Origin of the sequence: Flagellimonas sp. MMG031 (assembly GCF_040112705.1) — a bacterium.
Lineage (GTDB): Bacteria > Bacteroidota > Bacteroidia > Flavobacteriales > Flavobacteriaceae > Flagellimonas.
Genome location: NZ_CP157804.1, coordinates 2,207,676 through 2,232,218, shown reverse-complemented (window position 1 = coordinate 2,232,218; position 24,543 = coordinate 2,207,676). Strand labels below are relative to the sequence as shown.

General features: G+C 42.8%; 25 protein-coding genes. 19 read left to right on the top strand and 6 right to left on the bottom strand.

Annotated elements, in window-relative coordinates:
* Positions 1 to 17 precede the first annotated feature (17 nt).
* The 6 genes from ABNE31_RS09970 to ABNE31_RS09945 form a co-directional block, all read right to left on the bottom strand.
* Entirely contained in the window at positions 18 to 575 is a 558-nt protein-coding gene (locus tag ABNE31_RS09970; protein ID WP_232520874.1) for a DUF4175 domain-containing protein, read from the bottom strand.
* Between the two features lie 19 nt (positions 576 to 594).
* On the bottom strand, positions 595 to 1,920 hold the full coding sequence (locus tag ABNE31_RS09965; protein WP_349351062.1) for an APC family permease: 1,326 nt from the start codon (positions 1,918 to 1,920) through the stop codon (positions 595 to 597).
* Positions 1,921 to 1,923: 3 nt separating this feature from the next.
* Entirely contained in the window at positions 1,924 to 4,299 is a 2,376-nt protein-coding gene (locus ABNE31_RS09960; RefSeq protein WP_067033765.1) for a multicopper oxidase domain-containing protein, read from the bottom strand.
* A gap of 72 nt (positions 4,300 to 4,371) precedes the next feature.
* Entirely contained in the window at positions 4,372 to 5,586 is a 1,215-nt protein-coding gene (locus ABNE31_RS09955; RefSeq protein ID WP_349351061.1) for a TolC family protein, read from the bottom strand.
* Positions 5,583 to 9,347 (bottom strand): efflux RND transporter permease subunit, encoded by a 3,765-nt coding sequence (locus ABNE31_RS09950; RefSeq protein WP_349351060.1) that lies wholly within the window; start codon positions 9,345 to 9,347, stop codon positions 5,583 to 5,585. Before ABNE31_RS09950 ends, ABNE31_RS09955 begins: the two co-directional genes overlap by 4 nt.
* A gap of 104 nt (positions 9,348 to 9,451) precedes the next feature.
* Positions 9,452 to 9,832 (bottom strand): hypothetical protein, encoded by a 381-nt coding sequence (locus tag ABNE31_RS09945; RefSeq protein WP_232520875.1) that lies wholly within the window; start codon positions 9,830 to 9,832, stop codon positions 9,452 to 9,454.
* Positions 9,833 to 10,142: 310 nt separating this feature from the next.
* Between ABNE31_RS09945 and ABNE31_RS09940 the strand changes: the two genes are divergently transcribed.
* The 19 genes from ABNE31_RS09940 to ABNE31_RS09850 all read left to right on the top strand — a co-directional run bounded on the left by ABNE31_RS09940 (position 10,143) and on the right by ABNE31_RS09850 (position 24,503).
* Entirely contained in the window at positions 10,143 to 10,562 is a 420-nt protein-coding gene (locus ABNE31_RS09940; RefSeq protein WP_067030421.1) for a hypothetical protein, read from the top strand.
* 166 nt (positions 10,563 to 10,728) lie between these two features.
* Complete coding sequence (locus ABNE31_RS09935; RefSeq protein WP_067030424.1) at positions 10,729 to 11,310, top strand: helix-turn-helix domain-containing protein; 582 nt, start codon at positions 10,729 to 10,731, stop codon at positions 11,308 to 11,310.
* 264 nt (positions 11,311 to 11,574) lie between these two features.
* A complete protein-coding gene (locus tag ABNE31_RS09930) occupies positions 11,575 to 11,979 on the top strand; it encodes a hypothetical protein (protein WP_309474604.1) in 405 nt (134 codons plus the stop codon).
* A gap of 24 nt (positions 11,980 to 12,003) precedes the next feature.
* Positions 12,004 to 12,246 (top strand): hypothetical protein, encoded by a 243-nt coding sequence (locus ABNE31_RS09925; RefSeq protein WP_067035924.1) that lies wholly within the window; start codon positions 12,004 to 12,006, stop codon positions 12,244 to 12,246.
* Between the two features lie 14 nt (positions 12,247 to 12,260).
* On the top strand, positions 12,261 to 12,476 hold the full coding sequence (locus ABNE31_RS09920; protein ID WP_067035921.1) for a heavy metal-associated domain-containing protein: 216 nt from the start codon (positions 12,261 to 12,263) through the stop codon (positions 12,474 to 12,476).
* Between the two features lie 25 nt (positions 12,477 to 12,501).
* Positions 12,502 to 12,720 (top strand): SHOCT domain-containing protein, encoded by a 219-nt coding sequence (locus ABNE31_RS09915; RefSeq protein ID WP_067035918.1) that lies wholly within the window; start codon positions 12,502 to 12,504, stop codon positions 12,718 to 12,720.
* Between the two features lie 15 nt (positions 12,721 to 12,735).
* On the top strand, positions 12,736 to 13,008 hold the full coding sequence (locus tag ABNE31_RS09910) for a DUF5676 family membrane protein (RefSeq protein WP_067035915.1): 273 nt from the start codon (positions 12,736 to 12,738) through the stop codon (positions 13,006 to 13,008).
* The gene (locus ABNE31_RS09905; protein ID WP_067035912.1) at positions 13,009 to 13,713 is read left to right on the top strand and encodes a lycopene cyclase domain-containing protein; all 705 of its coding nucleotides are present in this window, start codon (positions 13,009 to 13,011) and stop codon (positions 13,711 to 13,713) included.
* Between the two features lie 53 nt (positions 13,714 to 13,766).
* Positions 13,767 to 14,243, top strand: coding sequence for a universal stress protein (locus ABNE31_RS09900; RefSeq protein ID WP_067035909.1), 477 nt, complete (start codon positions 13,767 to 13,769; stop codon positions 14,241 to 14,243).
* A 22-nt stretch (positions 14,244 to 14,265) separates the two neighbouring features.
* A complete protein-coding gene (locus ABNE31_RS09895) occupies positions 14,266 to 15,618 on the top strand; it encodes an NAD(P)/FAD-dependent oxidoreductase (protein WP_067035907.1) in 1,353 nt (450 codons plus the stop codon).
* A gap of 27 nt (positions 15,619 to 15,645) precedes the next feature.
* Positions 15,646 to 16,662, top strand: a complete 1,017-nt coding sequence (locus tag ABNE31_RS09890; protein WP_067035904.1) for a type II glyceraldehyde-3-phosphate dehydrogenase — start codon at positions 15,646 to 15,648, stop codon at positions 16,660 to 16,662.
* A gap of 8 nt (positions 16,663 to 16,670) precedes the next feature.
* On the top strand, positions 16,671 to 17,732 hold the full coding sequence (locus ABNE31_RS09885) for a class I fructose-bisphosphate aldolase (protein ID WP_067035901.1): 1,062 nt from the start codon (positions 16,671 to 16,673) through the stop codon (positions 17,730 to 17,732).
* A 13-nt stretch (positions 17,733 to 17,745) separates the two neighbouring features.
* Positions 17,746 to 19,095 carry a dicarboxylate/amino acid:cation symporter gene (locus ABNE31_RS09880; protein WP_067035898.1) on the top strand — a complete coding sequence of 450 codons (1,350 nt, stop codon included), beginning with the start codon at positions 17,746 to 17,748 and terminating at the stop codon, positions 19,093 to 19,095.
* Entirely contained in the window at positions 19,092 to 20,063 is a 972-nt protein-coding gene (locus ABNE31_RS09875; RefSeq protein ID WP_067035894.1) for an ATP-dependent 6-phosphofructokinase, read from the top strand. The genes ABNE31_RS09880 and ABNE31_RS09875 overlap by 4 nt, the downstream gene beginning before the upstream one ends.
* A gap of 13 nt (positions 20,064 to 20,076) precedes the next feature.
* Positions 20,077 to 21,072 (top strand): 2-hydroxyacid dehydrogenase, encoded by a 996-nt coding sequence (locus ABNE31_RS09870; RefSeq protein WP_067035891.1) that lies wholly within the window; start codon positions 20,077 to 20,079, stop codon positions 21,070 to 21,072.
* A 58-nt stretch (positions 21,073 to 21,130) separates the two neighbouring features.
* Positions 21,131 to 21,961: a universal stress protein gene (locus tag ABNE31_RS09865; RefSeq protein WP_067035888.1), complete on the top strand. Its 831-nt coding sequence runs from the start codon at positions 21,131 to 21,133 to the stop codon at positions 21,959 to 21,961.
* 3 nt (positions 21,962 to 21,964) lie between these two features.
* Positions 21,965 to 22,807: a restriction endonuclease gene (locus ABNE31_RS09860; RefSeq protein WP_067035885.1), complete on the top strand. Its 843-nt coding sequence runs from the start codon at positions 21,965 to 21,967 to the stop codon at positions 22,805 to 22,807.
* Positions 22,808 to 22,843: 36 nt separating this feature from the next.
* The gene (locus ABNE31_RS09855; RefSeq protein ID WP_067035882.1) at positions 22,844 to 23,098 is read left to right on the top strand and encodes a hypothetical protein; all 255 of its coding nucleotides are present in this window, start codon (positions 22,844 to 22,846) and stop codon (positions 23,096 to 23,098) included.
* 13 nt (positions 23,099 to 23,111) lie between these two features.
* Positions 23,112 to 24,503 carry an MBL fold metallo-hydrolase gene (locus tag ABNE31_RS09850; protein WP_067035879.1) on the top strand — a complete coding sequence of 464 codons (1,392 nt, stop codon included), beginning with the start codon at positions 23,112 to 23,114 and terminating at the stop codon, positions 24,501 to 24,503.
* Positions 24,504 to 24,543 lie beyond the last annotated feature (40 nt).

Sequence of the window (24,543 nt, the reverse complement as noted above, 5' to 3'; positions counted from 1 at the left end):
CCTCGGTATTCAAAGGCTTACGCTCCTTTATTTTTCATTTTTTCTTTCATCTTTTTCATCATCTCTGGATTTTTTTCCATCATTTTCTGCATCATTTCTTCCATCATATCAGGATTCTCATCCATCATATTTTTCATTCTTTCCTTCATCTGTTTTTTCATCATTTCGTTTTTGTGCATTTTTTCCATCAACATCTTACGGCCCTTTTCACTCTCCATCATCTTATCGAGCATTTTGGACTGCATCTTTTCCTTCATTTCAGGATTCTTCTCCATCATCTTCTGCATATGGGCCTGCATTTTTTCTTTCATTTCGGGATTTTTGTCCATCATCATTTTCATATCCCCAGATTCCATCTGCTCCATATGGGCTTTCATCAATAATTTTTTGGCCTCTTCATTCTTTCTTGCCTCACTGATAAAATTGGCAAACTGCACCGGATTTGAGATAATCTCTTGATAGATGGCATTTCTATTTTCATCTACCTGCATGGTCTCGGAGGCATTGAAAGTTGATTTACAGCCAACCATCGTTGCTATTAATCCGATTGTCATTAAAATTCCTTTTGTTTTCATTTTTCTAATTTTTATAGATTCATACATCATTTTTAAAATCTTCTTTTTCATCACTATCATTTCTTTTCAAAAACCATTTTTCTCCGAAAAAAATCAAGACCATTAGTAGGACCGCCACTAGTACGACCAATACATCACTGCTTACCTTTATCCAAAGAAAAGCCCCAAGAACCACTACGTCTAGAATAATAGCAGTAATCAAAACGGCAGGATTGGCCTTAACATCCTTACGAAGATTTTTAAACACTCCCCAATGGATTCCTATATCCATAATCAAATAAAATATAGCACCCAATGAAGCGATTCTCGTAAGATCAAATAGAACCGTTAAGGTTATGGCCAGAATTACTGTATACACCAGCATATGTTTTTGAAGCCTGCCCGGCATACCAAAATGCTCATGGGGAATCAATTCCTTTTCGGTCAGCATTGCTGTCATTCTGGATACTGCAAAAATGCTTGCTATCACACCAGAAATTGTCGATATGAAGGCGATACCCACTGTGAACCAAAGCCCATACTTGCCAAAAGCGGGGCGGGAAGCTTCTGCCAATGAATAGTCTTTCGCTGCTATGATTTCGTTTATCGAAAGATTGGAAGAGACCGCAAAAGCGACCAATAAATAGACCACCGTACAGATGAGCAAAGAAATGACAATTGAACGCCCAACATTTTTATTGGGTTTGACTATTTCATCGCCACTATTGGTAATTGTAGTGAAACCTTTGTAAGCCAAAATAGATAGAGCTAATGCTCCCAAATAATTAGTGATTGGATATTCCGTCAGACTTTCGGACGGAACTACTTCGGAGAATGAAAAACCTGCGGCCCATAGACCGCCTATGGCAAAAATGGCTATCCCACCTATTTTTAGAATGGCCATGACCAAAGAGGCCTTTCCGATAACTTTGTTGCCCGAAATATTGATAAGAAAGGCGACAATCAGCAGGAATACCCCCAAAATGGGCACCCAAACACTGTTATCATCTACATCGAACAATTGTAGAGTGTACGAGCCGAAGGTACGTGCAACCAAACTCTCGTTGATGACCATTGACAAGGCCATCAACAACGCTCCGGAAGCTGTCAATGCACTTTTACCATATATCTTCTTGAGATACATGGCGATACCGCCCGCAGAGGGATAGGCATTGGACATCTTAACATACGAATAGGCACTAAAACCCGAGATAATGGCCCCCAGCAAAAACGCATAGGGAAACCACTGACCAGACAATTCTGCTACCTGCCCTAACAGCGCGAAGATACCTGCGCCAATCATTACCCCCGTTCCTAGAGATACGGCACCGGTCAAACTCAGGCTATTTTTTTTGTATTGTCCCATGTGTTAAAATCGCATTGAAAGTCCTCCTCCCCAACCGAAACGGTTGTCGTAACTGCCCATTAAGGAAAAATCTCTGCTCAGGACATATTCCAATCCTACTTGCCAGGTCTGCTCTTGTTCAAAATCGGTTCCCGGTTCAAAATCATTGACCCAGCCAAAATCCATTTGATATTCGTATTCGCCAAAAAGGGCGAGTCTCTGAAAGATCATCGTAGCCGTCGAAAATGAAATCGTCGGCCGTAGTTTATTATCGATGCGTAGATCAGAATCTATCAACAATGGCAAGAAGTACCGGATACCCACTACTCCCGTGGTGCCTATTTCATCCATACTATCTTCCATTTCGTTTTCGACATTTACCCCACCGAAAACACGGAAATAACTGTTCAGCCATCGTTCATAGGTAAATTCGGCTTCCAAGTTCTCGTTCCATCCATATTCCGCTCGCAATATGAACTGGTTTCGGATGTTCGTAGTGGTCAGAAAAAACTCGCCCATGTGGCTGGCACCCGTAACCTCACCCCATGTCCACATATGGTCGGCCTCGGTGGTCAGGTTGGATAAGGGATACCCTTTCAATCGTTCATCCCTTGGGGTGTCATAGCTGAATACCCTTGCCATACCACTGTTGATATGGTACAGTACGTGGCAATGAAAGAACCAGTCGCCATATTCATTGGCATCGAATTCGATGACCACTTTTTGCATCGGGGCCACGTTGACCGTATGTTTTAAGGGCGAATATTCGCCGTGTTCGTTCAGTACCCTGAAAAAGTGTCCGTGTAGGTGCATCGGGTGGTGCATCATGGTCAGGTTGTTCAAAGTAATGCGCACTACTTCGCCTTGTTCAATTTTTATTTTATCGGTTTCTGAAAGCGGAACCCCGTTGATGCTCCATACGTAACGGTTCATGTTTCCCGTAAGGTTGAACAGCATTTCCCTAACAGGTTTGTTGTCTTCGTATACCGTTTTTCCGGGTGCTTTGAGATAGTTGTAGTTAAATTCCGGATTGCCCCCGGTTTTCATGGCATCGCCAATGACCTTGTCGGCGGGCAGCACATAGCCCATTTTCATATCCATTTTATCGTCTTTCATCTCCATTTTGGCATGATCCGTCTTATCCTTTGGCATTTTCATCTTACCCCCTTCATCTTCCATCTTTTGGTCATTCTTCTGCATTTGATCTTCTTTTTGCATATCCATTTTGGAATGGTCCATTTTCATACCGCCCATATCCATCGCATATTTTTTCATCACTTTGATGGAATCGTTTTTGGAGGGATTGAATTTGGCCGCGGGTGCACCCATCTTCATGTCCATCGACATCATGTTTTCCATTAGTTTGATAAGGTCGGGTATAGGTACCGTGGGGGCTTCCAAAACATCGCCCGTCCCTAGATAGGCGGAAGCCTGACCAGATCCGTCCTGAGAAGTGGCACGTATTTCAAGTTTTCCGCTTTGTGGTATGGTCACTATAAAATCATAGGTCTCGGCCACACCGATAAGGGTCTTGTTCTGTTTTACCGGCACTACATCAAGGCCGTCGGCAGAGACCAACATAGGGTCATTACCACCAAATGTCAGCCAGAAATAGGAAGCTGCGGCCGCATTTACGAAGCGCAATCGTACCCGTTCGCCGGGATTGAAATCAGGGTATTCATTAGAAGATTTTCCATTTATAAAAAACAGGTCGTAATAATTGTCCAATATGGCCATATCGGGCATACGCTGCCACATCATTTTTAGTTTCGCACCTACCGCACCTTTTGAGATTACCTTGTCCCAACTTTGAACCTGGTCCTTTTTGATTAGGTACCACTCATTGCCTCGTTTAAGGTTTCTCAGTTGTGTCTTGGGATTTTCATCCATCCAATCCGAAAGTATCAGTACCAAATCTTTGTCATACTCAAGATTTGTTTCTTTGGGATTGATCTGGATGGAGCCATAAACACCACGTTGTTCCTGTAAACCCGTATGGGAATGGTACCAATACGTGCCCGACTGTTTCAGCGCAAATTTGTATTGTTGGGTCTCGCCGGGTTCAATTGGTGGCGTTGTAAGGTAAGGTACGCCGTCGTAGAAGTTGGGCAGTATCAACCCATGCCAGTGTACCGAGGTTTCGACATCCATCGTATTGGTTACGTTGATAATGGCAAACTCGCCCTCGTTGAATTCGAGATTGGGTCCAGGAATACCACCATTGATCGTCATGGCCTTCACATCTTTTCCGGTATAGTTGACCGTTTCGTAACCAATGGTCAAATCATAGACCCGTTCAGGCCAATTATCCACATTTTCTTCGCTTTCATTGGATACTAATTGTGCGGCAATGTTGCACGAAATGAGAAGTACCAACAACACTGTAATTTTTCTGATCATGATTCTCATTTTTGTGGTTTATAATATTTTATTTTATTCAGTCGAGATACCTTACTCCTATCGATACGGACATTAACTCCTTAGATAATTGATAATGGCCGACTGCACAAAGTAGCCCTTGATGGATTCAATTCGATTGATTTGAAACCTAAGCTGAAGCTCTTGAATATCGAGCACATCGTTAAAATCGATGGTTCCGGTCTCGTAGCTTTTGATAAGGATTTCCTCCCCGTCCTTGGCCTGTCCGATATTTTTTGTTTGGGTCCTAAAACGAATCCTGGCAGCCATTCTGTTGTTAATGGCCTCGCTCAAAAGTGTTTCGAGCTTGTTTCTTCGTTCTTGCTTTTGGGCGGTTATTTCCTCTTGCCTTAATTTGTTCTGTTGGGAAATGGATTTGTATTTATTGTTGAATATCGGGATGGACACCACCATCGGCATCAAGATGTCCTTTCCGTTATCATCGAAAGACATATCAGGCCTTTCGGCAACGGGTACGTAATCCAATCCGAAACCAAGATTCGGTAAGGCTTCTTTTTGGTTCAAGATTTCAGATTGTTCGACCGACTCGTACAACTTGTCATACTTTAAAAGTTCAGGATGCAGGTCAAGGCTTCCTTCTTCCGTTATCGGGTCTTGTTCGGGTACCGTAAGCCCTTCGTAAACTTCGACTTGTGTTTGTTCGTCCCTATTCAATAGATTGTTGAACAGCGTTTGTTCGGCCAAATACTCCTGTTCCAAAACTTCTTTTTGCTGAAGCAGTTCGTTCTGCCGAATCTGCAAGCGCAACACATCTACTGCGGAGGCATTACCAACTTCTACCGAGGTCAAGGCCAATCGTTCATAGGTTTCCAGCAATTCTATATTTTCGTCCAAAACGCTTTGCTTCGCCCTTATCGAGAATAATCGGTAATAGGACTGAGATACCGACAACGCCAATTTTCTTTTGACGATGACCAGCTCTTCGTATTGGGCATCGGCCAATGAACTTGCATAATTTTCACGGGCGGTAATGGTACCGAACCACGGGATCATCTGTTTTGCCGAGAACCGTGCTTTCTGTGCTCCGGTCCGTGTTTCGGGCTCGCTTACGAAAAGTCCGGCACTTACCTCCGTATTGGGCAAAGTATTGACCTCGTTCACTCTTTCGGAGGCAATATTGTACCGCAGCTCAAAAGCCTGGATTTCCGGATTGTTGAGTTCGGCCTGTTGGATAAGGCTTTCCAGTTCCTGTCCGTTCACAGAAGCGATGGATACTATTCCGATCAATATGTATAGGTATTTCTTCATTTGGACATTCTTTTTAATTGAAACTCGGCCTTCCAACTGTACAACACTGGAACAACAAATAGGGTAATCAAGGCGATAAGCATCCCCCCGAAAGAAGGGATCGCCATCGGAATCATAATATCGCTACCACGGCCGGTGGATGTCAATACCGGAAGCAGTGCCAGAATAGTGGTTGCGGTCGTCATCAAACACGGACGGATACGTTTTTCACCAGCTTCGACAACCGAATCCCTAACGGATACAAGGGAATCGGGCTTGTTTCTATCAAAAGTTTGGGTCAGGTAGGTGGCCATGACCACACCATCATCGGTTGCAATACCAAAGAGCGCAATAAACCCAACCCATACGGCAACACTCAGGTTAATGGTATGCATCTGGAAGAGGTCTCGTAGGTTTTCCCCGAAAAAGTTGAAGTTCAGGAACCAATCCTGACCATAGAACCAAATCATCAGAAAACCTCCGGCAAAGGCAACAGCAATCCCGGTAAACACCATCAATGAGGTACCTACTGAACGGAATTGGAAATAAAGAATCAAGAATATGATGGCCAATGCCAGCGGTACTACGACCGATAGCGTCTTTTCGGCACGTAGTTGGTTTTCATAGGTACCGGTAAACAAATAATTGATGCCCTTGGGAACCACCAATTCTCCATTATCTATTTTTTCTTGTATAAGGGCCTGTGCATTCTCGACCACCTCGACTTCGGCAAAACCGTCCAACTTATCGAACAGTACATAACCCACCAAAAAGGTGTCTTCGCTCTTGATGACCTGTGGTCCCTTTTCATATCGAATGGTAACCAACTCGCTCAAAGGAACCGGGCTTCCCTTGGCAACGGGAACATAAATATTCTCTAAGTCCGCTGGATTCTCTCGCAATTCCCTTGGATACCGTACTCGAACTCCATAACGCTCACGGCCTTCAACAGTTTGGGTAAGCACCATGCCGCCAACCGCTACTTGCAACACGCTTTGCACATCTTCAATGGTAATGCCGTATCGTGCCAAACGCTCCCTGTTGATATCTATAAGCAAATAAGGCTTTCCGACAATTCGATCGGCAAACACGGCTTCATCCTTGACCCCCTCGGCCTCCTTTAAAATGTCCTCCAGCTTGAGGCCAAAGGCTTCTATTTCCTTTAAATCTTGCCCTTTTACCTTGATACCCATGGGCGCACGCATGCCGGTCTGCAACATGACCAAGCGGGTTTCAATAGGTTGCAGTTTGGGCGCGGATGTAACGCCTGGAAGTTTCGTTACACGTACAATCTCGTTCCAAATATCATCGGGGGATTCAATTTCAGGCCGCCAGTTTCTAAAATATTCCCCATCATCGTCGGGAATCAAATCCTTTTGTTTAACAGAGAATGCAGAAACTATGGCAGATTCATCGTAATTTCCTTCATCATCTACAACCATGTTCGGATTGGTCACAAAGGTGCCGTCCCTGAGTTCGAAGAGGCCATCTTCATTGACCTTGAACCGTTGGCGCTCCCTGTTCTCGTTCAACATGTATTCTGGCTTGTACTGGATGACGTTCTCATACATCGACAAGGGCGCCGGATCCAATGCGGATTCGGTTCTACCGGATTTGCCGACTATCGTTGCTATTTCAGGAATACTGGCTACAGCCATATCCAGTTGCTGCAATACCCGTTTGTTCTCTTCGACACCGGCGTGCGGAAGGGAGGTAGGCATCAACAAAAACGAACCTTCGTTCAATGAAGGCATAAACTCCTTGCCCGTATTGCGCATAATCATTACTCCGAATACCACAATGGCGGTGGGTATGGAAAGAAATATCAGCTTATTCCGTAATGCCCAGCGAAGTATCCTTGTATAATAGTTCCGGAATATGGTAAAGAAGCCCAGTAGTCCGAAACATATAAGCGAAACAAAAATCAGGTTCCAAAAAATACTCTTATCAAGACCGAGAGGTCTCCAGTATTCCGCCAAAACAAAAACAATTGCAAAGGCCGAAATAATGATATTGATAAGATTGGCTCGTTCTTCGGAAAGCGAAAATCCAGTGGAAATACGTGATGCCAATTCCGGATTTTTTAGCAAGCCTACGATACCGAAGGCAATCAATATAAATCCTAATAAAAAGCCATAAGCAAGGGCTATAATCCCTAGAAGTATCAATATTCCATTAACGGCGTATCCAGTAGTTTTCTTTATGCTTTTTTTTCTAAATAGAAAGGCCGCAAATGGTGGTATCAAAAATAAGGCTACGATAATGGATGCGGTAAGCGCAAAGGTTTTTGTAAAGGCCAAGGGTCTGAAGAGTTTTCCTTCGGCCCCGATCATCGTAAATACCGGAATAAAACTGATGATGGTGGTCATCACGGCGGTCAATATGGCCCCCGACACCTCTGCGGTGGCATTGTAGACAACGGTATTAATGGGTAGGCCCTCTTCATTTTCGTCCAAATGCCGTATGACGTTTTCCGAGAGTATGACCCCTACATCCACCATGGTTCCAATGGCAATGGCTATACCCGAAAGTGCCACGATGTTTGCATCCACATTGAATAGCTTCATCGCAATAAACACCATAAGCACTGCAACCGGTAACAGTCCCGATATCAGGATGGATGCCCTTAAATTGAAGACCATGATAATGATGACCAAAATGGTAATGAATATTTCCAAGGTCAGGGCCTCGTTGAGGGTTCCGAGCGTTTCTTGAATAAGTTTGGTCCTATCATAAAAAGGAACAATGGTAAGTTGGGATGTTCTGCCATCCTCAAGTACTTTTGAGGGCAGTCCGGCACTTAAATCATTGATTTGGTCTTTGACATTATTGATGACTTCCATGGGATTGGCACCATACCGTGCGACCACTACCCCCCCGACAACTTCTGCTCCTTCCTTATCCAATATGCCGCGCCGTGTGGCCGGTCCGTAGGAAACATTTGCAATGTCCTTTAAGCGAATGGACGTGTAATCCTCAGAGGTAACGACTGCATTCTGTAGATCCTCGATGGACTTCACATACCCAAGCCCGCGAATGAGATATTCGGCCTGGTTGATTTCCAAGGTCTGTGCCCCAATATCACGATTACTTTGTTTTACAGCTTTTACCACCTGCTGTAGCCCAATACCATATTGCTTCATCAGTTCGGGATTCACATCTACCTGATATTCGAGTACATAACCCCCTATAGAGGCCACCTCTGAAACACCGCTTGCCGATGATAGGGCATATTTGACATAAAAATCCTGAATACTTCTAAGCTCCTGTAAATCCCAGCCGCCTGTGACATTTCCTTTCTCATCGCGTCCCTCCAAAGTGTACCAGTAGATTTGTCCAAGTCCTGTGGCATCCGGCCCCAATGCAGGGTTGACCCCGTCGGGCAGTAAACCGCTCGGTAAGGAGTTCAATTTTTCAAGGATTCGACTGCGGCTCCAATAGAACTCGATATCCTCTTCAAATATGATATAGATACTTGAAAATCCGAACATGGAGGAGCTACGGATGGTCCTAACCCCTGGTATTCCCAAGAGTGAGGTTGTCAATGGATAGGTAATTTGATCCTCGATATCTTGTGGGGAACGACCGTCCCATTTGGTAAAAACAATCTGCTGGTTTTCCCCGATGTCAGGTATGGCATCTACGGCAACAGGGTTTCTTGGTAATGAGCCAGTGCTCCACTCGAAAGGGGCGTTTACGGTTCCCCAGCCTACAAAAAGGACTAGGAGCAAAACGGCTACCAATTTATTTTCGATAAGGAATTTGATGCTTTTATTCAGCATGGTATTGATGATTAAGTAATTAGAAGTGCTGGCCGGAAACCAACGAAAACAGGATAAGCCCTAAACTGCTATCAGTCGGGCTGTAAAATGCTATTACTTAAAAATCAAATGAGAAAAATCTGATCTAGGATCTGTATATCCTTGACCAAAAGTGGAGGGGGGTAATCACTAAACGGGACTATGTTTTCAGGTAGTCCTTCGTAAAGATTAAGATAGGTGTAGATGAAGCTGGCAACAAACTGTTGTTGTTCAAAGCTTAATTTTTCAAACGATACTTTTAAGTCGTTCTGGCCATCAACGGTAAGGACTTCATCGCTACAGCAATCGGCTTTGACCAAATTGCACTCTGGTAACTCTGCTGTCTCCTGAACTTCCATGCCGCAAGATTCTGCATGGCCCAAGAAAGAGTAATCAACCAGAACATCACCACAATAGTGTTGTGCAACCGAAAAAGAGAAGGTTGATAACAGCACTAATAGTGCCATTGTAAACGATGTTATTTTATGGAAAACACTTTTCATCCGTTCTGCAAAACTACAAAAATTTTAACACTCTTTTTTTGTTTAACAAAATTTTGGAAATCTAATCCCTTGATTTTTCTTTCAAGTCACGTATGAACAAAATCAATTATCGGCGATATGATAAATATCATTTATTTGTTTAAGCCTTTAGTTTACATTTGGTATTAAGGCTATATGTATCACCGAATATATATTTGATTTTCAGATAATTAAGTGAGATTATCAAAAAAATCGATTATTTTTGGGGGTAAACAAAATTTTGTAATTTTAGAATGTGAAGCAGTTTTTTAGCAAAATATTATCCATCTTTTTGACGTTGGCGGTACTCTTTTCGACTACCTCGTTTACGGCGGATATGCATTTTTGCTGTGAAAAACTGGTAGATATTGCCGTGTTCGGTAAAGCAACGCCCTGTGATCAAAAAATCCAAAAGACGGAAAACACTTCAAAAAAATGTTCAATTGGAGTTGGAGACTGTTGTAGTGATGATTCATTTATACAGCAAGGTAATGATAATCTCCAAAAGGTTTCCTTTGAGATTGATTCTCAAAATTTTGTCTTCTTAAAGGCCTTTGTCCACACTTATATAAACCTTTTTGAAGGACTTGAGGAAAATGTAGTTCCCTTCAAAAACTATAAACCTCCGTTGATTCAGAAGGATTTACTAGTTCTTCACGAGACTTTCTTAATTTGATTTATATTTAAGCGGATTGTTTATGCAATAGTCCGCTCTTCGCATTGGCCATACCTCTTAAGTGGCCCCTTTTTGTCGTACCCCATGCCCACGACAGAACATTCAGATTGATTGCCAAACAGGGTTTTACCTGTTGAGATTTATTGTAAACCATAATACGTGCACCATGGATTCCATAAGGGAATATTGGATAAAGAATATGGTTTGTAGGCGTTGCCTAAAGGTCATAAAGCAAGAATTGTATGATTTGGGCATTACCATACTATCCCTTGAACTTGGGAAACTTACGGTAAAGGCTCCAGAAATAGCTATTGTCGAAGCAGACCAAAAAGTGGTGGGCGTCCTCCATTCCAACGGTTTTGAAATAGCCAAAAGCGAAGAGGAGATGATAGTCGAGAAAATCAAGATCGCCTTGATTTCATTGGTCGCAGATATCCCTATCAACATTCGGGGAAAAACCTCGGACTATCTGGCTAACATAGTACATCGAGAGTACAAGGTACTGAGCAAGATTTTTTCAAAAAATGAAAATATCACTATTGAAAAATACTTCATAAAGCTGAAGATAGAAAAGGTAAAAGAGCTCATTCAGTTGCGGCAACATACCTTTTCTGATATCGCTTATTTGCTCGATTACAGCAGTGTCAACCACTTATCCAGGCAGTTTAAGGAAATCATGGGCATGAGCATGACCGACTATAAAAATGATCAAGCCTGGGAACGAAATTTCTTTGACGAAATTATATAAATAATAAAGAGAATTATGCAGACAAAGGCTTTTGGCAATACATAGATTTAACCTTGGAGATTACCAGAAAAACAAGCAAATGTTTAGAATTAAAAAAAGAATTGAAAATGCTACTAAAACAAGACAATTAGAGATAAATACAAAACGAATAACCGAAATAATATTAATTAAAAATCAAATATGATGAGAACGGCAGCAATTATTTTACTGGCAATTGGCTTAGTAAGTCTATCCGGTTGCAACCAGAAAACAAATCCTAACGCAATGCTCGAAAATTCGAAAACGAGAACGGAACTCTTTGAGGCAATTGCCAGTAACCACAGTTACATGACTGAATTCATGGACAACATGCAAGGCAACGACCATGCCATGCAGATGATGCAGGGCAATCAAAAGATGATGGGTACTATGATACAGGGCCAGGGAATACAGATGATGATGAAAGATAGTATGATGATGAAAAACATGATGCAATCCATGATGCAAGATGGAAAAATGATAGGCAATATGATGCAAATGATGCACGAAAAGGGCATGATGAGCGAAGATTGTATGGAGTCTTGTAAGAAGATGATGGGCGACAAGGGAATGGATATGAAAGGAATGGGCATGATGGACGGTTCAAATAAAATGGAACCATCTGAGCAAGACCATTCTGAACACCATTAAGGATTAACTTTTAAATTTTCGATTATGAAAAATCATTGGATATGGATGATACTAGGTTGCGGACTTCCGCTTCTTTTCATCTTTTTTGCACCAGCATTCGGCATTAAAGGCAACCTCACACTGTTTACGTTCATAGTAATCATGTTCGCGGTGCATCTCTTGATGCCTATGAGACATGGTGGCCATACCCATGGGCTAACGGAGGATAACCTTAAAAGAAAAAAGGAAGAAAAGGAAAAGCACGACCAAAAACAGCATCAACACTGAAATCCGCAAAAAAAATGAAAAGAAAATATCAAATAGACGGAATCAGTTGTGGCGGTTGCATAACAAAGGTCAAAAAAGTATTGGAGTCTCATGAAGACATTGAGGAGGCAAAGATTTTTTTAAGTCCGAAAGGAGTCGCCAAGATCAGTATGAAATCGAACCTTTCGGTCGATGATCTGCAGAAACAGTTGAATCGACTTGAAGGTTATACAATTTCAGAATTGAATTAATTACTAACATTTAAAACTTTTAGCTATGCACTATTTCGAAGGACATTGGGGCGGCATGCACATTATATGGTGGATTATCTGGCTCGTACTACTGGTGTGGATTTTCTTTATCCCGTATGACGTACCCTACCAAAAATCGAGCAATGAAGATCCCATGCAAATTCTAAAAAAACGATTTGCAAAAGGAGAAATTACCAAGGAAGAATATGAAGATTCAAAAAAAACCTTGGAAACGGACAAATAACTAAAAACAGAAATCATGAACCGTATAAACATTAAAAAATTCGGATTTGCATTCGGTCTCACTGCCGCCATCCTCTACATTGGCTGTATGGTCGTCATGTTTACGGCCGGCAGGGAAGGTACCATAGATTTTTTCAACAGCCTGCTCCATGGGCTTGACACAACCAGTATTATTCGCATGGATGTTCCTTTTTGGGAAGCTATAATTGGGATGATCCAAACATTCATTATCGGATGGCTGACAGGAGCGCTGATCGCAGCTTTTTACAATGCACAGCTAAAACGATAAATGCAGTACGTCTGGTTCATATGGTCCCTTATTATTCTAGCCCTCTGGGGCGTGGTCTATCTAATGAAGAAAGATTCTCGAAGAGAAATGCTGAAGATGAGTTGGATAACCATGCCCTTTGGGCTTACCGAACCCCTTTTTGTTCCCCAATATTGGCATCCGCCATCGCTTTTCGATTTGGCAATAAAGACAGGGTTCGATATTGAAAGCCTAATCTTCTCTTTTGCCATAGGGGGCATAGGCACGGTAATCTACAATCTTATTTTTAAGCGAAAGTATGTTGAAATACCGCATACCGAACGGAAACATGAAAGGCACCGGTTGCACCTATATATCCTTTTCGTACCGGCAGTAGTGTTTTTGGTATTGGCCCTGTTCACGCCTTTGAATCATATCTACTGTGGAATATTGGCCATGTTTTTGGGTGGAATGGCCACGCTATACTGCCGTCCGGATTTAAAGACCAAAATCTGGATAAGTGGATTTCTGTTCACGGCATTGTACTTTGTTTATTTTGGAAGTATACTCCCGTTCTATCCCAACTATGTAGAACTTTTCTGGAATCTGGAAAACCTTAGTGATATTCTAGTGGCCGGCATTCCAATTGAAGAGCTTTTGTTCGCTTTTACTTTCGGAATGTACTGGTCAGGGCTATACGAGCATTTGTATTGGAAAAAATTGATGAAACCCTTGGCCATAAGTTGATTTGGCAATATGGGAATTAACATAATTAATCATGAACAAATAAATCTACAAAGATGAAAATACTATTGGCAATAGATGGTTCTGACTTTAGTAAAGTCGCCATAGATGAACTTGCGACGCTGCCGTTCCCTGCGGGTACCGAAGTATGTATTTTGAATGTGTTCGAAAATCCCATGTTGGCCGCTCCTGGTGCCCTACCCTTGGGCGGCACGCTTGGAAATTATTATGAAGAAACCGTCTCCAGTGCGAAAAAATCGGCAGAAGATCTTGTTAATGAAGCTTCAAAATCATTAAGGGACAAGAATGACGTATTGTCGATAACAACAGCCGTGGTAGAGGGGCTTCCCAAAAGTGCAATTTTAGAAAAGACCGAAGCCTTTGATACCGATTTGATCATAGTCGGGTCGCAGGGCCATGGCGCATTCTCTAGATTTTTGCTCGGCTCGGTTTCCCAGTCCTTGGCAACACATGCCGACTGTTCCGTCATGATAGTCCGAAAACGCGGTTCAAAAGAGAAAAACAACTATTGAAAAGTTAACAGGCAAGAACCAAATGTTAGACGATAGCAAAAACAATACACGCAAAGTGACGGATGCAATCTGCTTGCCGCATTCCAGGTTCCCAAGAATAGTCATTGTAGGTGGTGGCTTTGCGGGTCTGGCATTGGTGGAAGGGTTGAAAAATAAAGATGTTCAGGTGGTACTTATTGACCGCCATAACTTTCATCAGTTTCAGCCCTTATTTTATCAGGTAGCCACCAGTGGGCTTGAACCCGATAGCATTGTATTCCCTTTTAGAAAACAATTCAAGGGATATAAGAATGTGAGCTTCAGGCTGGCCGAGGTAAAGGAAATTCAAAACTCCATCAATACCGTCATAACGGACAAAGGAAAACTTACCTATGATTATCTGGTCTTGGCAACGGGAACAAAGACCAACTTCTTCGGTATGGAAGAAGTGGAAAGAAATAGTTTGGGGATGAAGGATATCCGGGATTCTCTAAATATCCGCCACATGATGCTGCAAAATTTGGAACAGGCCGCGATCACGTGCGATGATGAGGAACGCGATGCCCTCACGAATTTTGTGATCGTGGGTGGCGGTCCCGCCGGAGTAGAAATGGCAGGTGCTTTGGCGGAGTTTTGCAAGTACATCCTTCCTAAAGACTATCCCGAGTATCCTTCCTCCATCATGAACATCTATTTGGTGGAAGCTATGGACGAAGTGCTCTCTGCCATGTCGGACAAAGCTTCTTCAAAAACGCTGACCTATTTAGAGAATCTGAACGTTAAGGTGATGTTGAAAGAATCCGTTAGTAACTATGATGGCAGGGTGGTCAAAACCAAAAGCGGCAAGACCATTTTAGCCAAGAACTTGATTTGGACAGCAGGGGTAACTGGAGATTTTCCAAAAGGATTCGATGAGACGTCTATTGTCAAGGGCAATCGTCTTAAAACGGACCACCACCTAAAAGTTTATGGAATGGACAATGTCTTTGCCATTGGGGATATCGCCGGGGTAATCACAGATGAGACCCCGAAAGGGTATCCCCAAGTAGCCCAAACCGCCATACAACAAGGCAGACATTTGGCCAAAGTACTGCTCAACACCTTGCTTTCAAAGCCTTCAAAACCCTTTACATATAAAGATAAAGGTTCATTGGCCACTGTCGGCAAGAGAAAAGCGGTCGCTGATTTGGGGAAGTTTCATTTCGGTGGCTATGCTGCTTGGCTTTTATGGTCTGTTGTTCACTTGGTCTCCATCAGTGGGTTTAGGAACAAACTATTGGTGGGCTTCAATTGGGCCATCAGCTATTTTACTTACGAAAAAAGTAATAGGGTAATCATAAGAAGTTTCAAAAGAACAAAGAAAGTTGATGCGCAATACACATCAACCCAAGAATAAATATTGAATCACTAAAAACAATTGAAAATGAAAAATATTGCAGTAGTAGGATACGGGGTCATCGGCAAAAGAGTTGCCGATGCCATAAAGGTACAGGATGACATGAAACTAGTCGGGGTTTGCGACATTATCAGCGATTGGCGCATACAGAACGCTGTAAGAAAGGATTATGATATCTATGCGACAACCACCGAAGCGGAAAAACAAATGAAGGCTTCGGGCATTTCGGTAATGGGCAATATGCAGGACTTATTGGATAAAGTGGAACTTGTGGTGGATTGCACCCCAAAAATGATTGCGGCGAAAAACGTGGAAACCTATAAAACACACAATATCAAATTCATTCTGCACGGTGGGGAAAAGCACGAGACAACAGGCCACTCCTTTAGTGCTGAAAACAATTATAACACGGCGTTGAATATCAATGCAACCCGAGTGGTTTCCTGTAATACCACATCAATCCTGAGAACATTGACCGCTTTAAAAAGGGCCGATTTACTGGATTATGCACGTGGCACACTTTTAAGAAGGGCGACCGACCCTTGGGAAAGTCATTTAGGAGGGATTATGAACACCATGGTACCGGAAAAAGAAATCCCGAGCCACCAAGGTCCCGACGCACAGAGCGTGGATCCTGATTTGGATGTCATTACTTCAGCGGTCAAAGTTCCCCAAACCTTGAGCCATATGCATTACTGGAACGTGAAACTAAAGAAAGAAACATCAAAGGAAGAGGTGTTGAACGCCCTCAAAACCTCAAGTAGAATCAAGTTTATTCACTATGATCAAGGCTTGGTCTCCAACAACACCATCAAGGAAATGTTTTTGGATATGGGCAGGCCTTGGGGCGACATGTACGAGGTAGCCCTATGGGAAGATATGCTAAAAGTGGTGGGCGATGAACTCTTTTATGCCTACGTGGTGGACAATCAAGCGATTGTAATTCCCGAGACCATCGACGCCATTCGGGCACTTACCGGAATCGAGATGGATGGTAATAAATCCATCGCTAAGACCAATAAAAGTCTAGGTATTAATCAATAGTTAAAACAATGAACTCTCACGAAAAAATAATAGAGCAGTTGGGGGACAAAGCGTCCTTCTATTTAGATCATGTTAGCGAAAAGATTACCAAGGATGAACTGCAATTGCCCGATAAAAATTTTGTCTCTAAAGTTTTTGTCAACAGCAATCGTAATCCACAAACGCTTCGAAGTCTTGCCCAATTATACGGGCATGGCAACCTGAAGGATACAGGGTATTTAAGCATACTTCCCGTAGATCAGGGAATCGAACATAGTGCCGCTTTTTCCTTCTATAAAAACCCCGATTATTTTGACCCTGAGAATATTATAAAACTTGCCATTGGCGCAGGTTGTAACGGGGTGGCCTCGACTTTTGGTGTATTAGGTCTGTACGCTCGGAAATACGCGCATAAAATACCGTTCATCGTGAAGATAAACCACAATGAACTACTGTCATATCCCAATGCCTACGACCAAACCTTGTTCGGAAAGGTCAAGGACGCTTGGGATATGGGCGCAGTTGCTATTGGGGCGACCATATATTTTGGATCTAAGGAAAGTAATCGACAGATAGTGGAGATTGCGGAAGCCTTCGCCGAGGCCCATAATCTGGGCATGGCCACGATTTTGTGGTGTTACACCCGTAACGATGCTTTCAAAACGGATAAAGAGGACTATCACACCGCTGCAGATTTAACGGGACAAGCCAACCACCTTGGGGTAACAATACAGGGGGATATCATCAAACAAAAATTACCCACTACAAATTACGGTTTTAAAGACCTTCAATTTGGGAAATATGACGATGCCATGTATGAAACCCTGACCACCGAACACCCCATCGATTTGTGTCGTTTACAGGTTGCCAATTGCTATATGGGCAAAGTAGGACTGATCAGTTCCGGTGGGGGTTCCAGAGGAGCATCCGATTTGACCGAGGCCATTACAACCGCAATCATAAACAAACGGGCAGGAGGCTCGGGTCTGATACTTGGAAGAAAAGCTTTTCAACGACCCATTAAGGAAGGGGTAGAATTATTGCATGCAGTCCAAAGTGTTTATTTGGAGGAGAAAATAACGATAGCCTAAGTGATAAAATACCATGTTCGAAACTGAAATAAAATCTTTAAAATCACTCAACCATTACTTGCAGAGACTGGTAGAGAGCAGGCTATGGCTAAAAGTGATTATCGCTTTGTTTTTGGGTGTAGGTTTCGGGTTGTTATTAAGTCCTCAAAACGGTTGGGTCAGTAAGGCGACTGCCGATATGTTGGGAAATTGGTTGGCCCTACCGGGAATGCTCTTCCTTAAATTGGTGCAGATGATAATGATTCCCTTGATTGTGGCTTCCATCATTACGGGCATAGCCAGTAACGACAAGGAAAATCTAAAAAAGTTGGGGGGTGGTGTGCTCTTATATTTTATATCAACAACAATTATATCAGTAACCATAGGAACGTTGCTAGCCGCACTGTTCAGACCTGGAAAGTATCTGCACCAACAGGCGGAAATGGATCATGCAAATGCATTGGCCGATACTGCCGAAAGTTCGGAACTATCCTTTGGAATAAATGATATTCCGAATGCCATAACGGATCTACTGCCCGAAAACCCATTGGCCTCCATGGTAAGTGGCGAAATGTTGAGCATTGTCATTTTTACCATTATAATAGGGGTAGCCGTTCTGTCGTTACCCAATGATTTGCTCAAACCAGTAAAATTACTTTTGAGTGCCGTACAGGAAATCTGTATGACCGTAGTAAAATGGGCCATGTTGTTGGTGCCGGTGGCAGTATTCGGATTGATGGCCCAGCTTACATCCAGTGTCGGGTTAAGCTCCCTTTCAGGATTGGGTTTTTATGTGCTCGTTGTACTGTTGGGCCTATTTATGTTGATTGTTATCTACCTCTTATTGGTAAGCACACTTGGCCGGACTAATCCTCTTAAATTTTTGAGAAAGATTACGGATGTCCAACTTTTAGCATTCTCGACTACAAGTTCTGCCGCGGTCATGCCCTTATCGCTGAAAACAGCAGAGGAAGAACTGAAAGTAGATAGCTCTATCAGTAATTTCATAATTCCGATCGGGGCTACTGTAAATATGGATGGGACGGCCCTCTATCAGACCATAACCACTTTATTCATAGCACAGGCTTACGGATTAGAAATGGACCTTTTAAATATTATTGTCGTCGTCGTTACGATAGTTGCGGCCTCAATCGGAACCCCGGCCATACCTGGAGGTGGCGTTGTCATACTGGCTTCGGTACTATCGGGGGCCGGAATACCTTCTGAGGGAATTATCATAATAATCGGGGTGGAGCGCTTGCTCGGCATGTTCCGAACTGCAGTGAATGTTACCGGAGACTTAACGGCTTGTATGGTTTTCAATCGGTTTTACGGAAAAATACCCGATCTGATTACCGCTAATCTTAAAACCACTAAATCATGAACACGAATATGAAACATATTGGGGTATTTACCTCGGGAGGGGATTCCCCAGGCATGAATGCAGCTTTATTTGCCATTGCAAAAACTGCCGAAGTGAACAGCATAAAATTAAGTGGTTTTCGTAAAGGTTATGAAGGCCTAATCGATGGGGATTTAGTCGAATTGGATACCCAGGAACTTCAAAAATTAGTGCATCGGGGCGGTACTTTTCTTAAGACCGCACGAAGCGCAAGATTCCTAACTAAAGAGGGAAGACAGCAGGCCCTGGAGAACCTTCGGAAAAATAACATCGATGCACTTATCGCCGTGGGCGGGGATGGTACTTTTAAAGGGCTGCTCGCCTTTTCGGAGATTTGCGAACTACCATTTATCGGTATTCCAGGTACCATAGACAATGACATGGCCGGAACCGACTTCACCTTGGGCTTTGATTCCGCAGTGAATACGGCAATCGAAAACATTGATAAGATCAGGGACACAGCAGAATCACATAACCGAATATTTCTAATTGAGGTAATGGGAAGGGACTGCGGATATATAGCAATGCATTCTGGGTTGGGCGTAGGTGCCGATGCCATTTTAGTGCCGGAAAGTGGACAAGATTTTGTCCGTTTGCTCGAAAAGGCAAGTGTTTATGATAGCGAAGAAGCCTTCATAGCCGTTGTTGCCGAAGGCGATGAACTTGGTGCCGAAATAGCGGCATCAAAGATTAAAGAATTAAATCCGAAGCTAGACCTCCGTATCACAAAACTGGGGCATGTGCAACGCGGTGGAAACCCTTCCGCTGCCGATCGTATGTTGGGGATAAGACTTGGGGCAGCTTCGGTAAAGGCCCTTTTACAAGAAAAAAAGAGCGTTATGGTCGGTATTCTCAACAACGAACTTAGCCTCACGCCTTTTGACCAAGTGGTAAAACAACACCAGGTACAAGACGAGTTGTACGAACTCGTAAAGATTTTTGGTAAATAAAATTAAAACGCAAATGAAAACAACGGTATTCAGCACCCATAAGTTTGAAGAATCCTATTTAACATCCGCCAATGACGGCAAACATGAATTGAGGCTACTAGAGGAACGATTATCCGAGCATACCGTTCCCTTGGCAAAAGGCTCGGAGGCCATCAGTCTATTTACAGGGGATGATGCATCCGCCAACGTACTGGAAAAATTAGGTGCGTTCGGAGTCAAATACATAGCTCTTCGTTCGGCAGGCTACAATCATGTGGATATGGAAAAGGCGGATGAAATGAACATCAAGGTGGCTCGTGTTCCCGCATATTCGCCTTACGCCATCGCAGAACACACGGTCGCACTCATATTGGCTTTGAACAGAAAACTAATTAGGGCCAATAATAGAGTGCGTGAACAAAACTTTTCCTTAAACGGACTCACTGGTTTTGACTTGAACGGCAAAACGGTTGGGGTATTGGGCACCGGAAAGATTGGCGCAGTCTTGGTCAAAATCCTTCATGGGTTTGGCTGTAAAATTCTAGCCTATGATGTCAACAAGGATGAAGACCTAGTAGAAAAATTTGGTGCCCGCTATACCGATTGTAGAACATTATGTGCCGAATCGGATATTATCAGTCTTCACGTGCCTTTGGCTACCGACACGAAACATTTAATAGATGCCGAGCAAATTGGGGTCATGAAAAAAGGTGTTATGCTCATCAATACGAGCAGGGGCGGTCTGGTAGATACCAAAGCGGTCATCGATGGACTAAAAACCGGAAAGGTCGGGTTCTTTGGTATGGATGTCTATGAAGAAGAGGAAGGACTGTTTTTCGAAGACCATTCTGACGAGATTTTACAGGACGATGTAATCGCTCGTTTGATGACCTTCAATAATGTTCTGATAACGAGCCATCAGGCCTTCTTGACCGATACGGCACTGACGAATATTGCCGAAACCACCATACATAATCTGGATTGTTTTGAAAAACAAATCGACTCGGGAAACGAAGTAGCCAGCAAATAAAACGACAAGCTTCCATAGGAAGTACTTAAATCTATATAAACCTAAAAACAATAGCACTATGAAAAATATACTCGTACCCACGGATTTCTCAGAAAACTGCAACAAAGCCGCCGATTTGGGCATTGAAATGGCCAAACTTTATAATGCGGAAATTCATTTTTTCCATTTGTTAAAGACTCCTGTCGATTGGGTCAAATTGGATAAGCAAAAGGAAAAACGGTATCCAGAAACCCTCAAAAAAATTGGAAAAGCGAAAGCCTCGTTACGTGAACTGGAAAAAAAGGCCGAAAAAGAACATCTAAAATGCCAAACCTTTTTACAATTTCATGTAGATCAAGACAACATTCTGAAACATTCGGGTCATTATGACCATGATTTCATCGTTACAGGAAGCAGTGGCACCAAAGGCATAGTTCGTGAACTTCTTGGTAGCAACGTAGAGCGTTTGGTAAGAAAATCCGATGTGCCGGTCGTTGTGGTAAAAGAAGATGATGTAAGGTTTCCTTTCAAGGATATCGTTTTCGTTTCAGATTTTATGGAAGATGTGGGCAGTGCTTTTAGGGCAGTACTCTCCATCGCAGAAAAATGTAATGCGAAAATTCATCTATTACGCATCAACACGGCATCGGACCATAATAGTATCGCCCTTGGCCTAGATCCCATACGAAAGTTTTTGGAGGGTTTTCCAGAACTCAAGAATTTCTCCATGAACGTGTATAACGAAAACCAAGTTGAAACGGGCATCAATACATATTTGAAACACAACAAAGCGGACCTGATCGCCATGTGTACACATGGGAATACAGGATTTTTAAGTTTGTTCTCAAAAAGCATTACAGAAGGGGTCGCCAACCATTCTTCGCTACCAGTGATGACCATTAAAATATAGAGAATGACCCAGCAGGTACAGATAAGAAAATATTCCGGTGAACTTGAGGAATTCGATATCAAAAAGCTCATCAAATCATTGCGCCGTTCAAAGGCTGACGAAACGCTTGTTCAAGAAATTGCCAATGAAATTAGGGACAGGGTATCCCATGGCATGACCACCAAAGAAATATACCGAAGTGCCTTTAGGATGCTAAAGAGCAAGGCCCGTGTGAGCGCTTCGCGGTATAAACTAAAAAAAGCCCTTATGGAACTCGGGCCTTCGGGTTATCCCTTTGAAAAATTTGTTGGGGCCCTATTGAGTCAAGAAGGTTTTGATACAAAAGTCGGGGTAATCGTTCAAGGCAATTGTGTACAGCATGAAGTGGATGTGATAGCTGAAAAAGACAACAAGCATTATATGATTGAATGTAAATACCATAGTGATCAGGGCCGGTTTTGCAATGTGAAAATCCCGCTCTATATCCATTCAAGATTTTTGGATGTGGAAAAACAATGGGAAAAACAGCAAGGCCATAAAACCAAGTTTCATCAAGGGGGTGTTTATACCAATACCCGCTTTACCACCGATGCCATACAATATGGTACCTGTGTTGGGCTGATGCTTACAAGTTGGGATTATCCGAAAGGGAACGGTCTGAAAGAACGCATAGACAGATCCGGCCTACATCCCTTAACCTCTTTAACAACATTGACAAAGGCCGAGAAATCCAAATTATTGGATAAGGGCATTGTGCTCTGCAAGGACATTAGCGAAAACCCATCATTTTTGGGGCAAATAGGTATCGCCAAGCAACGACAAAAAAAAATTCTCGAAGATTCAGAAGAATTATGCACAGCACATTAAACCAATAAACATTGATCAATCCTAAAAAGAAAACAGATGAGAACAGAAACATTACAAAAACAGAACAGTATAGACCTAGAGCCATTTTACCAAGCAATGGAAGATGATCCAAGCTTACTTGAAGAGGCCTTCGAAACATTACTGGAGATGGTAAACTCCGAACCCAAATCCACCAAGAAACTAGCCCTTCTCATCAAAGAGGATTTTCATGATCTCTACAAAGAAATAGCGGAGTTATGCCAACCGGACCAAGATAAAGGGAACACACCTTCCTGCTGTGGGGGACACTAAACGGGTACTATAAATGAAAAACAACAAAATAAACATTCACTTTTTAGGAGCTGCTGGAACCGTTACCGGTTCAAAATATCTCTTGGATACCGGCGAACGCAAAATCTTGATTGATTGTGGTCTTTTTCAAGGGCTAAAAGAACTACGTCTAAAAAACTGGGAGTATCCACCCGTTGAAGTCTCGGAAATTGATGCGGTCTTGCTTACGCATGGGCACATGGACCATACAGGCTATCTGCCCAGATTGGTCAAACAGGGTTTTAAGGGGCCCATTTATGGAACGTACCCCACCCTGGACATTGCCAAAATCATATTGAACGATAGTGCCAAGATTCAAGAACAGGAAGCCGAACGGGCCAATAAGGAAGGTTATTCCAAACACAGCCCCGCCGAACCACTTTATGACTTAAAGGATGTTGAAAAAACCGTTCCCTTTTTTAAGGGAGTACCCCCCGGCCAATGGCTGCCCTTAATGAAAAACATAAAGGCTAGATTTCAGTACAACGGCCATATCCTAGGTGCTACCTACATTGAATTGGATGTTCTCGGAAAACGTTTTGTTTTTTCAGGGGATATCGGCAGAACCAACGATTTATTGCTATATCCACCGCTAAAACCAAAAAAGGCGGATGTTCTTTTTATAGAATCGACCTATGGCGGCAGGTTTCATCCCGAAGAGGCGGAGGCACTTCCCGAAATTGAAAAATTGGTCAACAAAACCATTGAAAGGGGCGGAAGCCTTTTCATACCAAGTTTTTCCGTAGAGCGTGCCCAATTGATGATGCTGATATTTTGGAGGTTGTTAAAACAAAATAAAATTCCCAAAGTACAGATGATTATGGACAGCCCGATGGGGGCCAACGTACTGGAACTGTTCCATCGAACTAGAGACTGGCATAGGTTGGAAGATGCTGAGTGTGACGAAATATGTTCGCACTTTACGGTCGTAAGCAGTTATCGGGAAACAATGGAATTGAGAAGCGATGATACACCTAAAATCGTCATCGCTGGAAGCGGAATGCTCACGGGAGGTAGAATGCTTAATTACTTGGAAACCCAGGCGCAAAAACCAAAAAACACCTTGCTTTTTGTTGGGTATCAAGCAGAAGGTACTCGGGGACGGAAATTGTTGGACGGCGACAGGGAATTGAGAGTGTACGGAAAAACAGTATCCTTTCAAATGGAGGTGGCAGAAATAGAAGGGCTTTCGGCGCATGCCGACCATGCCGAACTATTGGATTGGCTAAGCAAGGTCGAACAGAAACCGGAAAGGATATTTATTGTTCACGGAGAGAAGGAAGGTGCGGAGGCATTGCAAAAAGGCATTAAGGAAACTTATGATTGGGATTCTGAAATTCCCAAATTATATAGCATTGAATCCGTAGAAACTTTTCAAAACAGTTAATGGACTAGATTATAGGAATACTATTGGTGGCATCACCAAC

Bases quoted from the DNA above. Each gene is read 5' to 3' on its own strand.
- ABNE31_RS09870 (WP_067035891.1), top strand. From the start codon at position 20,077: ATGAAAACAACGGTATTCAGCACCCATAAGTTTGAAGAATCCTATTTA.
- ABNE31_RS09945 (WP_232520875.1), bottom strand. From the start codon at position 9,832: ATGGCACTATTAGTGCTGTTATCAACCTTCTCTTTTTCGGTTGCACAA.
- ABNE31_RS09910 (WP_067035915.1), top strand. From the start codon at position 12,736: ATGAACCGTATAAACATTAAAAAATTCGGATTTGCATTCGGTCTCACT.
- ABNE31_RS09880 (WP_067035898.1), top strand. From the start codon at position 17,746: ATGTTCGAAACTGAAATAAAATCTTTAAAATCACTCAACCATTACTTG.
- ABNE31_RS09860 (WP_067035885.1), top strand. From the start codon at position 21,965: ATGACCCAGCAGGTACAGATAAGAAAATATTCCGGTGAACTTGAGGAA.
- ABNE31_RS09965 (WP_349351062.1), bottom strand. From the start codon at position 1,920: ATGGGACAATACAAAAAAAATAGCCTGAGTTTGACCGGTGCCGTATCT.
- ABNE31_RS09895 (WP_067035907.1), top strand. From the start codon at position 14,266: ATGTTAGACGATAGCAAAAACAATACACGCAAAGTGACGGATGCAATC.
- ABNE31_RS09890 (WP_067035904.1), top strand. From the start codon at position 15,646: ATGAAAAATATTGCAGTAGTAGGATACGGGGTCATCGGCAAAAGAGTT.
- ABNE31_RS09900 (WP_067035909.1), top strand. From the start codon at position 13,767: ATGAAAATACTATTGGCAATAGATGGTTCTGACTTTAGTAAAGTCGCC.
- ABNE31_RS09875 (WP_067035894.1), top strand. From the start codon at position 19,092: ATGAACACGAATATGAAACATATTGGGGTATTTACCTCGGGAGGGGAT.
- ABNE31_RS09850 (WP_067035879.1), top strand. From the start codon at position 23,112: ATGAAAAACAACAAAATAAACATTCACTTTTTAGGAGCTGCTGGAACC.
- ABNE31_RS09915 (WP_067035918.1), top strand. From the start codon at position 12,502: ATGCACTATTTCGAAGGACATTGGGGCGGCATGCACATTATATGGTGG.
- ABNE31_RS09970 (WP_232520874.1), bottom strand. From the start codon at position 575: ATGAAAACAAAAGGAATTTTAATGACAATCGGATTAATAGCAACGATG.
- ABNE31_RS09935 (WP_067030424.1), top strand. From the start codon at position 10,729: ATGGATTCCATAAGGGAATATTGGATAAAGAATATGGTTTGTAGGCGT.
- ABNE31_RS09955 (WP_349351061.1), bottom strand. From the start codon at position 5,586: ATGAAGAAATACCTATACATATTGATCGGAATAGTATCCATCGCTTCT.
- ABNE31_RS09930 (WP_309474604.1), top strand. From the start codon at position 11,575: ATGCTCGAAAATTCGAAAACGAGAACGGAACTCTTTGAGGCAATTGCC.
- ABNE31_RS09855 (WP_067035882.1), top strand. From the start codon at position 22,844: ATGAGAACAGAAACATTACAAAAACAGAACAGTATAGACCTAGAGCCA.
- ABNE31_RS09960 (WP_067033765.1), bottom strand. From the start codon at position 4,299: ATGATCAGAAAAATTACAGTGTTGTTGGTACTTCTCATTTCGTGCAAC.
- ABNE31_RS09905 (WP_067035912.1), top strand. From the start codon at position 13,009: ATGCAGTACGTCTGGTTCATATGGTCCCTTATTATTCTAGCCCTCTGG.
- ABNE31_RS09950 (WP_349351060.1), bottom strand. From the start codon at position 9,347: ATGCTGAATAAAAGCATCAAATTCCTTATCGAAAATAAATTGGTAGCC.
- ABNE31_RS09920 (WP_067035921.1), top strand. From the start codon at position 12,261: ATGAAAAGAAAATATCAAATAGACGGAATCAGTTGTGGCGGTTGCATA.
- ABNE31_RS09885 (WP_067035901.1), top strand. From the start codon at position 16,671: ATGAACTCTCACGAAAAAATAATAGAGCAGTTGGGGGACAAAGCGTCC.
- ABNE31_RS09925 (WP_067035924.1), top strand. From the start codon at position 12,004: ATGAAAAATCATTGGATATGGATGATACTAGGTTGCGGACTTCCGCTT.
- ABNE31_RS09865 (WP_067035888.1), top strand. From the start codon at position 21,131: ATGAAAAATATACTCGTACCCACGGATTTCTCAGAAAACTGCAACAAA.